This window comes from Nocardia sp. NPDC001965 (assembly GCF_053594175.1).
In genome coordinates, this window is record NZ_JBSFDZ010000027.1 from 16728 (window position 1) to 29289 (window position 12562).

10 protein-coding genes are annotated in these 12562 nt (G+C 69.4%); 2 read left to right on the top strand and 8 right to left on the bottom strand.

Translation table 11 applies throughout. The features are described from left to right. Nucleotides 1-890: 890 nt before the first annotated feature. The 6 genes from ACWCPQ_RS27350 to ACWCPQ_RS27375 are packed head-to-tail and all read right to left on the bottom strand — an operon-like array spanning nucleotide 891 to nucleotide 6352. Entirely contained in the window at nucleotides 891-2261 is a 1371-nt protein-coding gene (locus ACWCPQ_RS27350) for an AMP-binding protein (RefSeq protein ID WP_449904033.1), read from the bottom strand. Next, nucleotides 2254-2856, bottom strand: a complete 603-nt coding sequence (locus tag ACWCPQ_RS27355) for an energy-coupling factor transporter transmembrane component T family protein (protein ID WP_449904036.1) — start codon at nucleotides 2854-2856, stop codon at nucleotides 2254-2256. Before ACWCPQ_RS27355 ends, ACWCPQ_RS27350 begins: the two co-directional genes overlap by 8 nt. Further along, nucleotides 2853-3533 carry an energy-coupling factor ABC transporter ATP-binding protein gene (locus ACWCPQ_RS27360; protein ID WP_449904039.1) on the bottom strand — a complete coding sequence of 227 codons (681 nt, stop codon included), beginning with the start codon at nucleotides 3531-3533 and terminating at the stop codon, nucleotides 2853-2855. The genes ACWCPQ_RS27355 and ACWCPQ_RS27360 overlap by 4 nt, the downstream gene beginning before the upstream one ends. After that, nucleotides 3530-4657 carry a thiolase family protein gene (locus ACWCPQ_RS27365; protein WP_449904042.1) on the bottom strand — a complete coding sequence of 376 codons (1128 nt, stop codon included), beginning with the start codon at nucleotides 4655-4657 and terminating at the stop codon, nucleotides 3530-3532. Before ACWCPQ_RS27365 ends, ACWCPQ_RS27360 begins: the two co-directional genes overlap by 4 nt. Then, nucleotides 4654-5775 carry an AMP-binding protein gene (locus ACWCPQ_RS27370; RefSeq protein ID WP_449904046.1) on the bottom strand — a complete coding sequence of 374 codons (1122 nt, stop codon included), beginning with the start codon at nucleotides 5773-5775 and terminating at the stop codon, nucleotides 4654-4656. The genes ACWCPQ_RS27365 and ACWCPQ_RS27370 overlap by 4 nt, the downstream gene beginning before the upstream one ends. Further along, the gene (locus tag ACWCPQ_RS27375) at nucleotides 5768-6352 is read right to left on the bottom strand and encodes a biotin transporter BioY (RefSeq protein ID WP_449904049.1); all 585 of its coding nucleotides are present in this window, start codon (nucleotides 6350-6352) and stop codon (nucleotides 5768-5770) included. The genes ACWCPQ_RS27370 and ACWCPQ_RS27375 overlap by 8 nt, the downstream gene beginning before the upstream one ends. A 231-nt stretch (nucleotides 6353-6583) precedes the next feature. Between ACWCPQ_RS27375 and ACWCPQ_RS27380 the strand changes: the two genes are divergently transcribed. Next, a complete protein-coding gene (locus tag ACWCPQ_RS27380) occupies nucleotides 6584-8935 on the top strand; it encodes a molybdopterin-dependent oxidoreductase (protein WP_449904052.1) in 2352 nt (783 codons plus the stop codon). A 100-nt stretch (nucleotides 8936-9035) separates the two neighbouring features. Here ACWCPQ_RS27380 and ACWCPQ_RS27385 read toward each other — a convergent pair whose 3' ends face one another. Together ACWCPQ_RS27385 and ACWCPQ_RS27390 are read right to left on the bottom strand one after the other, a co-directional pair. Further along, nucleotides 9036-10118, bottom strand: a complete 1083-nt coding sequence (locus tag ACWCPQ_RS27385) for an ADP-ribosyltransferase (protein WP_449904055.1) — start codon at nucleotides 10116-10118, stop codon at nucleotides 9036-9038. Nucleotides 10119-10341: 223 nt separating this feature from the next. Further along, entirely contained in the window at nucleotides 10342-11523 is a 1182-nt protein-coding gene (locus tag ACWCPQ_RS27390) for an epoxide hydrolase family protein (RefSeq protein WP_449904058.1), read from the bottom strand. 42 nt (nucleotides 11524-11565) lie between these two features. On the opposite strand from ACWCPQ_RS27390, the gene ACWCPQ_RS27395 reads away from it, so the two are divergent. Next, nucleotides 11566-12537 carry a helix-turn-helix transcriptional regulator gene (locus ACWCPQ_RS27395; RefSeq protein ID WP_449904061.1) on the top strand — a complete coding sequence of 324 codons (972 nt, stop codon included), beginning with the start codon at nucleotides 11566-11568 and terminating at the stop codon, nucleotides 12535-12537. Nucleotides 12538-12562 lie beyond the last annotated feature (25 nt).

Sequence of the window (12562 nt, forward strand, 5' to 3'; positions counted from 1 at the left end):
GGGTAGTGAGACGAAAACGACAATCGCTACCCAATCGATACGTGTCATTGAGACTCGGTGAACCACGTCGCCCCGAGGTCACCCCCATGTGACCGGGCCGTCGCGACACAGTGCCCTTCGCGCCGGACAAACCCGATCCTATCCGAGAAAAACCAGCTCCGAACAGCGGAAACACAATGTTTACGGTGCGTGCGCAACCGGTATCCGAGTCCATCGCACACCGCGGGCCCAGGTCCGGGACGACCACGAGGTCCGGTTCGCCGGACATCTTCGCGACAGCCACCGGCAACCTCCCGGGGGTATCGTCCGCGGCGTGTCGGACCGGGGTATCGATTTCCAGCCGGACAGCGGCGATCCGAAACCGGTGACGCTGACTTCCTTACTGCCGGAAGGAATTTCGCGAGCTGAGATCTCCTGTCGCACCGCGGGCGGCCGGTGGGGCAGCCGTCCGGTGTGCGCCGCTCGGGCGCCGAGTTCGCCCACCTGCACACCGTCGGCGGCGGCCGGAACGCTGCCGAACAACTGACGCTCGGCCACGCAGAGCGCTACATCGAACGGGCGCGTGCGCGAATACGATAGCAGGACAACGAGTTCCGTCGAATCCGTGCATCGGTCGACCGCCGCTGCCCCTGGGGTGCGCGGGGACAGACCTACCTCGGCGTGCTCGGCTTCACGACCGGTGTCGCAGGCATCCTCACCGACCGCCCGGCCGAATGGGGCCAGGATTGATCCACCAGCATGCCCAACGCTGCGATCGTGCGGTTCGATGCGGTACTTCGCCGACGGGAACCCGGCCCACCCTCTTCCCACCGGACCGGAATCGGATCAGGACCGGCCCCGGGGCCTGACCGGGCACCGTGTCCGCCGCGGGCCGCACAACCGGCCGGATATCAGCCGAACAGCGTGGCCAGCGCCGTACGGTCCACCTTGCCCCGGGGCGTGCGCGGGAGCCGCTCCACCACCTGGATCCGGTCGGGCATGCTCGGGCTCGGGAGAAGCGCGCGCAACCGCTTCCGGATCTCCTCGACGCCGGGTCCGTCGTGGGCCACCACCACCGCGGCCACCGGCACCTGGCCCCAGCGCTCGTCCGCGATCCCGATACACGCGGCCTCGGTGACACCCGCAACGGCGGCCAGGGCGGCTTCCACCGCCGCCGGTTCCACATTCAGACCGCCCCGGATCAGCATCTCGCCGTCGCGTCCGAACAGTCGTAGCCTGTTGCCCGACAACGCTCCCCGGTCCCCGACGGAGAACCAGCCGTCGACCGGGCCGTCCATCACGCCCGCCTCGGTCAGATAACCGGTGAAGACCATATCGCTGCGCACCTGGACGCGGCCGTCGCGGATCCGCACCTCGACACCGTCGAACAGTTCCCCGGCCGAGCTCTCGTCGGGATCGCCGAGGCCGCGGTCGAACGAGACGAAACTCAGCTCCGAAGCCCCGTAGAAATGAGTGAGGGTGGCCGCGGGCAGCACCTCCTGCAGGGCCGCGCGTCCCGGCCGTGGCCAGCGCGCCGCCGAGGACAGCACCTCACGCACACCGGCGATCGGACCGGACGCCGAACGCACCACGTCCCAAGCGATGGCGGGCACCGAGTACAGATGAGTCGGGCGGTCGGTCAATGCCGTGGTGACCGGGCGCAGATCGACCGCCGCGCCCCGGGTCAACGCGTGCAGCGCACCGTAGAGGAAATGCGTGTGGTCGAGCACGCCGGGCGTGGACACCCGATCGCCCGCGCCGATATCGAAGGTCGAGTCGGACCGGTCGAGGGTCGCCGCCCAGGACCGCTGATCACGGACGAACAGCTTCGGCTCACCAGTGGTGCCGGAGGTGATCCCGACCAGGAGCTCACTGCCGGGAAGCGCCCGGCCGGCCGCGCCGTCGGATTCCAGATCCGCGGCGATACGGATCGGCCCCGCCCAGCCCAGCCGGCGCAGCAACCGCAGATGCCCCCCGGCGGCGCATACATACGCGGGTCGGGCCAGTCGCAGTACCCGGTCCAGCTGCCGCGGCAGCAGATGCCGATGCAGCAGCACCACCCCGACCCCGGCGTACATCGCCGCCACGACCGTGACCAGCGAGTCGATATCGGAGGTGGGTAGCACCGCGACCCGCTCCACGCCGTCCAGTCCGGCCGCCGTACGACCCACCCGGTCCCAGAACTCGCCGTAGCCGATCTGTTCCCCGGTAGCGACCACGGCCGTGGCCGACGGGTCCGCGGCCGCCTGCCGCTCGATCCGGTCGGCGAGCAGTTCAGTCATCGTCCACTCCGCGGGCGGCCAGCGCGTCACCCATCGCGTCGGCGGTGCGCAGCGCCCGGACCAGTACGGGAGTCGCCAACGCGGTGACCGACCACTGCAACCCCCGGGCCCGCCGTGCGTCGGCGACCTCCCGCACGATCCCGGCGAGCAACGGCACGCAGCGGATGGCCAGCGCCAGCAACAGGCCGATACGCTCCGGGTCGACACCGATATGCCGCAGCGGGCCCAGCGCACGGGTGACAGCGTCCAACATATCGGTGACCCGGGTGGTCAGGGTGACCAGTGCCGCCAGTGCGACCGAGATCAGCAGCAGTCCGCACACCACCGTCGCACGCGCGGGCGAGGTCGTCAGCACCTGCACCACCGCGATGAGCGCCAGCATCCAGACCACCGGCCGCAATTGCGCCAGCGCCACCCGCCACGGGATCCGGGCGAGCACGAACAGGACCGCGGCGAGCACCGCGAGCAGCCCGGTCTGCGCGGGTGTCCGCACGAGAACGGTGGCCGCCACGATGATCACGACGAGCGACAGGAGTTTCACACCGGCGGGAGTGCGGTGCAGCAGCGATCGGCCGGGTAGGTACAGCCCGATCACTCGATCAGCTCCCGATAGGCCGGTACGGCCGCCGCGGGGGTGCCGTCGAAGGCCACCGCGCCGTCGTCGACGACGATCACGCGTTCGAAGCTGTCGAGCAGCCCGAGCTGATGAGTCACCACGATCACCTGCTGGTCCACCGAGTCCAGCGCGGCGGCGACAGCACGGGCATTGCGCAGATCCAGCAGGGTGGTCGGTTCGTCGGCGACGATCACCTCGGGGCGCCGGATCAGCACAGCGCCCAATGCCAGCAGTTGCTTCTGCCCGCCCGACAGCAGATGTGACGGATGTTCGGCATGGGCGGCCAAGCCGAAGCGGTCCAGCGTCGCGGCCACCCGCTCGGCGATCTCGGTCCTGCTCAGACCGGTGCGCCGCAGCGAGAACGCCAGATCCTCGGCGACGGTGGGCATCACGATCTGGGAATCCGGATCGGTGAAGACGAAGCCCACCTTGCGCCGGACCTTCGCGCCCTTGCGCGCCGCATCGATACCGTCCACCGTCACGGTTCCCGAGGTCGGTGCCAGCAGTCCGTTGATCATCCGGGCCAGCGTCGACTTCCCCGACCCGTTGGCGCCGATGATGCCGACCCGGCGTTCGGTGATACGCAGATCCACCTCGTGCAGCACCCGGCGTTCGCCGTACCGGTGGCTCACTCCGTCGAAAACGATCTCGCTCATCCCACCCGCTCCACGAGTACGGCGATTCCCTGCCCGCCACCGATGGCGCAGGCCGCCAGGCCGAGCGCCGGGCCGTCCGGCCGCAGCATCTGGCTCGCCAGCCGGACCAGCAGTACCGCACCCGAAGCACCCCAGGGGTGTCCCATGGCGATCGCACCACCTTCCGGGCAGAGCATCGATTCGTCCAGGCCCAGTTCGTCGGACACCGCCAGCACCACCGATGCGAAAGCCTCGGTGATCTCGACGATTCCGAGATCGGCGACCGAGTATCCGGTACGCCGCAGTACCTTCCGGATCGCGGGCACCGGCCCCAGCCCGGGCAGCGCCGGATCCGACCCGCTCACCGCCGACCCGAGGATCCGCAGCGCCGGCAGTCCGGCCGCCCGCGTCTCGCTCGTCACCGCCAGCACCGCCGCACCGTCGGAGATACCGCACGAGTTACCCGCGGTCGCGGTTCCCGCCGCGCCGAAGCTGGGCCGGAGCCGGGCCAGCCGCTGCGCGGTCATTCCCGGGCGGATGCGCTGGTCGCGGCTCACTCCGGCCACCGGAACGATCTCCGGGCCGAAATCGGTGGCCGCGGCCCGGCTGTGGGATCGCGCCGCGTAGGCGTCCTGGCGTTCCCGGCCGATACCGCGGATACGGGCGAGGTCGTCGGCGGCGGCACCCATATCCGGGTCCGGGAACCCGTCGGGGGCGAAGGGGGCACGGGTGTAGCGCACGGGTTCGCACCCGGGCTCCGGCGGCCAGAACCGCCACGGGGCGGTACTCGCGGATTCGACTCCACCGGCCAGGATCAGTTCGTCCCCGCCGCTGCGTACCCGCAGCGCCGCCTGCATCACCGCGTCGAGCCCGGAACCGCACTGCCGGTCCACGGTGACCCCGGGCACGTGCTCGCCGAGCCCGGCCCGCAGCGCCGCGACCCGGGCCGGGTCACCACCGGGACCGAGGCAGTTGCCGAGCACCACATCGTCGATCTCGTCGTCGACCCCGTTCGCGCGCAACGAGCCCGCCACGGCGGCCAGCACCGGCGCCGCCAGATCGGTCACCGTCGACCCGGCGAACCCGTGACCGGCCGTGCCGATCGGGGTGCGCCGCGCGGCGACGAGAACAGGAACAGCACTCACGCCAGCAACTCTTTCAAGCGGCCGCGGGCCACCTTCCCGGCGGTCGTCGTGGGAAGCTCACCGACCCGGACCCAGCGGCGCGGAACCGCCTCCCTGCTCAGCAGCCCACGAGCCCGGCGCCGCACATCGCCCATCTCGACGCCGTCCAGTTGTACTGCCGCCGTGATCGTTTCACCGAACACCGCGTGCGCGGACCCGATCACCGCGACCGCCACCACGCCGTCGATACCGCCGAGGACCCGTTCCACGTCCTCGGCGACGACCGTGGTTCCCCCGACATTGATCACCGCTTCACCCCGCCCACGCACCTCGAGGGCGCGGTCGTCTCCGAGCACTGCCAGATCGCCGACACAGAACCATTCGGGCGCCCCGAGCACCGTGTAGGGCGACCGGACGTGGAGCAGACCGTCCCGGATCTCGGCATCCACCTCGTCGAACAACCGCAACGGTCCGGGCACGCGGCGGGCCGCGACCAGGGAGACCTCGGAGGAACCGTAGTACTCGACCACACGCAGATGGCCGGCAGCGGCCAGCGCGCCGGGGTCCGGCGCTATCCCCGCCACGATCGCCGTACGCAGTGCGGGTGCGGTACGGACCACCTCCCGCAGGACCGCCGGGACGGCGTGCACGACGGTGGCGTGCCGTGGATCGTCGGTCACGCACGCCCCGCACCAGAGTGCGTGCAGCGCCCCGAACAGATGCATGGTCGCGTGCAGCGGGCCGGTGAGCAGCACCCGGTCGGCGGCCGTGACACCGGTGACCGCGGTGAACGCCGGGAAGCTGTCGTACCAGGAGGCGGCCGTCCGGGCGAGCGGGCGGGGCCGCCCGGTCGACCCCGAGGTGGCGACGAGCAGATAGGCCGAATCCGGTACTGCGGTCCGGGCCGGGCGCGCGGCGGTGTCTTCGACAGCGACCGGAACCCCACGGCGGGCGGCCGCGCAGACGCAGACGAGGGCCTCGGCCGGGGGGAGGGTGGACGCGTCGTATCCGGCCGGGCCCGGTTCGTACCGGTCGATCCAGCGGTCGACGGCGCGATCGAGGCCGGCGTAGGTCAGGATCCGGCCGTCGACATCGAGGGCGGGGGCCCCGCCGGCCCCGCCGAGCGCGCGGCTAGGCACGGATCAGTCCGGGATAGGCGCGGTGCACGCCCTTGGCCACTATGGTCGCGACGACCACCTTGAGCAGATCGCCGGGCAGGAACACACCGTTGGAGGTGATCGCCGGCCACAACCCGATATCGGTGCGCAGCAGCAGACCGACCGTGCCGAAGAAGTAGATCACCACGATGCCCCCAGTCGCATTGACGAGCAGCGCGGGTACCACCGGATATTTCGGCACCATCCGGACCGTGCACAGGCCGATGAACAGCGCCGCCGGGATCCAGCCCACCAGATATCCGGCGCTCGGGCCGGCCAGCGCCGTCAGTCCGGTGCGGCCGCCCGACAGCAGCGGCAACCCGATGATCGTGAGCGCGATGAACACCGCGACAGCGGCCGTCCCCTTTCGCGGTCCCAGGATCGCCCCGGCCAGCACGACGCCCAGGGTCTGCACGGTGATCGGTACACCGCTGAACCCGACCGTGATGGCGCCCGGTAACCCGAGTGCCGCGATCAACGCGGCGAACACCGCGATCTGTGCCATATCGCGCGCGGTGATACCGGCCCGCGGCATCCGCTCGTTTTCGACACCGCTCACCGCGATACCTCCGCCACACCAAGACTTGAACGACGTTCAAGATAGCAATCCCCGAGATCGCGGGCCTCGGCCGCCCCCGGTCCCCCTCGTCCGGCGCCCCCTCGCAGCCACGGGACACCCCTGCGACCGCCGCACGATTCCGGTCCGGACCCACCCCCGTCCACCCCGCACGACCCGGTCGTACGGTGATCGATGACCTGGATCGCCGCAGGACCGCCCGGAGGGACGACGATGACGCAGCCGATACCGACCGCGACGCACTGGGGAAACTTCCGAATCGGCCGCGATGACGGCGGCGGCCTCCGCGTCACCCCCGCCGAGCACGACCCCGATCCCTCGCCCATCGGCCGCTCGCTCACCGCACTGCACGACCCCGACCACCGCATCGGACGGCCCGCCGTCCGGCTCGGCTACTACCGGGACCGCGAGAACAGTGACACCTCGATGCGCGGCCGGGAAGCCTTCGTCGAGGTCGACTGGGACGAAGCGCTCGATATCACCGCCGCTGCGCTGCGGTCGGCCCGGAAGCGGGCGGGGAACCGGGCCATCTACGGCGGCTCCTACGGCTGGGCCAGCGCCGGCCGGTTCCACCACACGCAGGGACAGATCCATCGCTTCCTGCGCATGTTCGGCGGCTACACCGCCTCGGTCGATACCTATTCCTTCGCCGCGGCGGAGGTGACCATCCCCCACGTGCTCGGGATGAACGCCTATTTCGCGGCGCGGCAGTCACCCACGACCGACGAGATCGCCCGGCACTGTGCCCGGATCGTCTTCTTCGGGGGCGCACCGGTACGCAACGCACAGGTCAATCCGGGTGGCTACGGCGCCCACCGCTACCGCGACCATTTCGCGACACTGCGCGCCGCGGGAGTCGACATCATCAATATCGGCCCCGTCCGCGACGACCTCGATCCGGCTCTGGCCGCCCGCTGGATCCCGTGCCGACCGGGCACCGATACCGCGATCATGCTGGCCATGGTGCACACCCTGGTGGTGGAGGATCTGCACGACCGCGCCTATCTCGACCGCTACACCACCGGTTTCGACCGATTCGCCGACTACGTGACGGGCCGCTCGGACGGCGAGCCGAAAACCCCGGAGTGGGCAGCGAAGCTGTCGGAGGTACCCGCGCACGAGATTCGGGAGCTGGCCCGGCTGCTGGCCCGCGAACGCTGCATGATCGGGCTGCCCTACGCCCTGCAACGCGCCGAACACGGCGAGCAGACCTATTGGGCCGCGTGGGCACTGGCCGCCGCACTCGGCCATATCGGCCTGCCCGGCGGCGGGGTGCTGATGGGCACCGGCGTCGGCATGACCAACACCATGCAACGGCGCCATCTGCCCTTCGAGATCGCTGCCCTGGCCCAGCCCGCGAATCCGGTCTCCGACGTGATTCCCGTGGCGCGCCTCACCGAAATGCTGGAGCGACCCGGCGAAACCGTCGACTACAACGGCCGGGTCCTCACCTACCCCGCGATCGACCTCATCTATTGGGCCGGCGGCAATCCGTTCCATCACCACCAGGACCTCAACCGGTTACGTCGTGCGTGGACCCGCCCCCACACCGTGGTCGTCAACGAGATCAGCTGGACCTCGACTGCCCGCCTGGCCGATATCGTGCTGCCCAGCACAGCCGCCCAGGAGCGCGAGGATTTCGCTGCCTCCCGCACCGACCACTGGCTCTCCCCCATGCCACCGGCGCTGCCGCCCTACATGCAGGCGCGCGACGACTACGCCATCTTCGCCGCCCTCGCCGACCGGCTCGGCTTCGGGCACCGATTCACCGAAGGACGCACCGCGCGGCAGTGGGTGGAACACCTGTGGCAGGTCACCGCCGGCAATGCCGCGGCGGCCGGCATCCCGCTGCCCGGCTACGCCGAGTTCCGTTCCGGGCAACCGATCGATCTGTATCCGGTACTTCCGGAGAGCCGCCATGTCCTCGAGCGGTTCCGCGACGATCCGGACCGGCACCCGCTCGCCACCCCGTCGGGCCGGATCGAAATCTTTTCCGATACCGTCGCCGGCTTCGGCTACCCTGACACCCCGGGCCACCCCGCCTGGTCCGCTCCCCGCGAATGGCTCGGTAGTCCACGTGCACACCGTTTTCCGCTGCACCTGCTGTCCCACCAGCCGCGAACCCGCCTGCACAGTCAGCTCGACTACGGCATCACCAGCCGGGAATCCAAGATCCGCGACCGCGAACCCCTGCGCATGCACCCCTCCGACGCCGCCGACCGCGATCTGAGCGACGGCGATATCGTCCGCGTCTTCAACGACCGCGGCGCCCTCTTGGCGGGCCTCCGGCTCACCGACGCGGTCCGGCCCGGAGTCGTGCACATGGCGACCGGCGCCTGGTACGACCCACTGGACCCCGCAGACCCGGATCCACTGGACGTGCACGGCAACCCGAACACCGTGACCAACGACATCGGCACCAGCTCCCTGGCGCAGGGACCGTCGGTCAACAGCTGCCTGGTCCAGATCGAACGCTACGAGGGCGAACTCCCTCCCCTGCGGATCCGCCGGCCTCCGGAGACGGTTACCGCCGAGCTGCTCGGGCCCCGCCCGGACCACCGGTGACCCGGCCCGGGGCGGTCGAATCCACGAACAGAGCGGGCGGGCGCCGCAACCGGACTTCGCGACCGCTTCCGACGGCCGCATCCACCGAGGCGTTCGGCGATCACCTGGGAGACACCTGCGCGTCGAAGATGACCTCGTCCAGATCGCCCCGTACCTCATGGATTCGGAATTCGGTATCGCGGGCGAGAATCAGCTCCCGCTGATCGGGTATCAGCGCCCGCTCCCCCATCCACAGCCCGTGGCTGCCGGCCGGAATATCTTGCTCGATCACATGTGGATACGGCGGGCGGCCCGGTATCCGGGCCGGCGTCGCCCCCAGCGAGTAGGACCCGTAGCCTCGGTCCAGCTGTGTCGCGCCGACCACCAGTTCTCGCAGCTCACCTATCGTTGCGTAACGGCCTTCTATCCGCCTTCCCTCCGTATCGACCAGGTGATCGAACGTATGCAGGCCACGTTGTGCGTGTATCGAATCGGGAAGCGGAGTGGCGAGCCCCCGGTCCAACGTCTCCATGGCCTGCATCGCCCGCTGGAGATCGGGTGGTCCCCCGAGATTGTTGGCTGCGCGTTGATACAGGAAGTCCTTGCGCCATATCTCGTCCGGCCCGCCGTAGACTTCGCCCGGTGCGCGCGACTCCACCCGCGCCACTATTCGCGAGATCAACTCGCGCTGCTCTACCGTGATGTCCGGACGCGTGCTGATCGATACCAGCCGACGCACAGTCGGAACCGGATTCTCCCCCACGAGCTCTCGAAGCGCCTCGAATTCTCTTCTTGCTCGGGCGAGTCCGTCGAACCACGAGTTCGGATCGGCGTCGCGCAGCCTGTTGTACGGCGCAGAGTACTCGGTGTAGTAGAACACAGCCCGGAAGGTGTCCTGGTCGAGACCGTCTCGAAGCGGACCGAGAACCCGCTCTCCGTAGGCAGTCCCGGAATCATCGGTCGGAAAATGTATGAATCCGTTGCGAGTCGGCAGAGCGAGGTCCCCGTCCGGTATCGCGGCGAGGCGCGCCGTCGGTAGCGGATCACCGGTGCCCCAACGGATCTTCGGGCGGGCACGGACCAGCTCTTCGGTCGCCCTGCGTAATTCGTCGCCGAAACCTTCGGCTCGTCGGCGGTCGGCAACGAGCCGGAAATCCCGTGCGAGGCGAGCGGCTATCGCGCGAAATTCCGCTCCGAGTCTCATCGTTGTGGTAGTCGCACGGCCGAGTTCGGCAACGGACGGCAAGCGCGCGGCCCACCCCGGGTCGGCGACCACTCACCTGGATCGAGATCGGACGACCCACCAGACACCGGAACAGTGTAGGGCGGATCACGAACGCTCGCCCGGAAAAGCAGCGGCCCCCGGCCTCCCGCCGAAGACTCGGAAGGCAGCCCCGTCCCGCCGGATCGACCCGCTTACCGGCGCCTCAGCTCCGTGTCCGTGACTTGATCAGCGAGAAGAACGCGCGGATATCGGCGACATGTTGTTCCGGCACCTCCATCGCCAGGAAATGATTGCCGGTGTTGCCCTGCGGCCAGTGCACGATGTCGTTGTCGCGTCTCGCCAGTCGCAACATGAGGGTGGAACCGCCGCTGTAGACGCCGGTGGGCACCAGTTTCTGGCCGGTGGGCCAGACGAACCCTTCGGTGCCGAGCCCGTTGTACATAGGCCAGGACGAGCTGCCCGCGGATCCGGTGAACCAGTACAGGCTGATATTGGTCAGCAGCTGGTCGCGATCGATGACATCCTCGGCCCGGTCGGCCAGCGGCGTGAACTCGTCGAACTTGTGGATCAGCCAGGCCAGTAGGCCGACGGGCGAATCGGTCCAGGCATGGGCGAAGGTCTGCGGGGCGACGCGCAGCAGGGCGTGATGGTCGACGACGCCGGTCGTCCAGGTCTGCATCAGCTCCCATTCGGCGCGTTCCTCGGCATTCATGGTCGGCACGTCCGAAGCGCTCGGCATGCCGATACCGCCGTCGATATGGACACCGATAACCCGGTCCGGCGCGGCGATCGCGGTTTCCGGCGCGATATAGGCGCCGAGGTCACCGCCCTGCACCCCGTAGCGCTCGTACCCCAGTCGCGCCATCAGTTCGACCCACATGCCGGCCACCTTCGCGGTGGTCATCCCGACTTCGCGAGGCGCGCCGGAAAAGGCGAATCCGGGCACCGAAGGGATGACCACGTCGAAAGCGAGCGCGGGATCGAGACCATGGGCGCGGGGATCGGTGAGCGGCCCGATTGTTCGGCTGAACTCGACGAACGAATTGGGCCAGCCGTGCGTGAGCAGCAGCGGCGTCGCGTCCGGTTCCGGGGACCGGACGTGCAGGAAATGCACATCGGACCCGTCGATCTCGGTCATGAACTGGGGAAACTCGTTGAGCGCGGCTTCCTGGGCGCGCCAGTCGAACCCGGTGCGCCAATACTCGGCGAGCTCACGCAGATAATCCACGCGGACACCGCGGTCCCTGCCGTCGCCGGGGAGTTGTGCCGACCATCTGGTGTGGGCGAGGCGGCCGTTGAGGTCATCTATATCGGCCTGCGGGATGTCGATGCGGAAAGGTCGGATGGCGTTCTGGTTCGTCACGACCGCGACGATATTGCCCATGTAGGACAAGCTAAGTCCTAGATGTTCGGGAGAATAAAAATCGTGAACGACACCCCGGCCCGCTTGCTGAAGCTTCTCTCACTGCTGCAGACACCCCGGGAATGGCCGGGCAGCGAACTGGCAGAACGGCTCGGAGTCACCGACCGGACCGTCCGCCGCGATATCGATCGGCTCCGGGAACTGGGCTATCCGGTGGAAGCCTCGATGGGTGCGGCGGGCGGTTATCGGCTCATCGCGGGCACGGCCATGCCGCCACTACTCGTCGACGACGAAGAGGCCGTCGCGATAGCGGTGGGTCTGCGCGCCGCGGCGAGTTCGGCGATCGCGGGAATCGAAGAAGCGTCGGTTCGGGCGCTCACCAAACTGGAACAGGTGCTGCCCGCTCCGCTGCGCCGCCGGGTGCGCGTGCTCGGCGCGGCCACCGTGCCGGCCGCCGGTGCCGGACCGGTCGTCGACCCCGAGGTCCTGACTGCGCTCGCGGCCACAGTGACCAACCGGGAGTGCGTACGCTTCGTGTATCACGGCGGAAACGGCGCCGAGACCCGGCGGTTCGTGGAACCGGTCGGCCTGGTGAACGAGCGCCGCCGGTGGTATCTGGTCGCCCATGATCGGGAACGCGACGGCTGGCGCGTTTTCCGGGTCGACCGCGTCGAGCACCCCCTCGGCACCGCGGTCCGCTTCACCCCGCGCCCGCTGCCCGCCGCCACACCCGCCGAATACGTGGCCGGACGCCGAACCGATTGGGGGACACCGGTGTACCGCGTCTCGGTGACGATCGAGGCACCCACCGCAGTGATCGCGGGCCGACTCGGCGAGGGGCCCGGCGAACTGACCGCACGCGATACCGACACCTGCCGTTTGACGGGGGTCCGCGATGACTCACCGGATTGGCTGGCACAGCGACTGGTCGGGCTCGGGGTCGATTTCCGGGTGCACGATTCACCGGAACTATCGGCGCGGCTCCTGGCCCTCGCGGCCCGTGCGAGCGCCGGGGCCGGCAGCCCGCACCGATGATCCCGAGGCGTCCGCACCTACCACC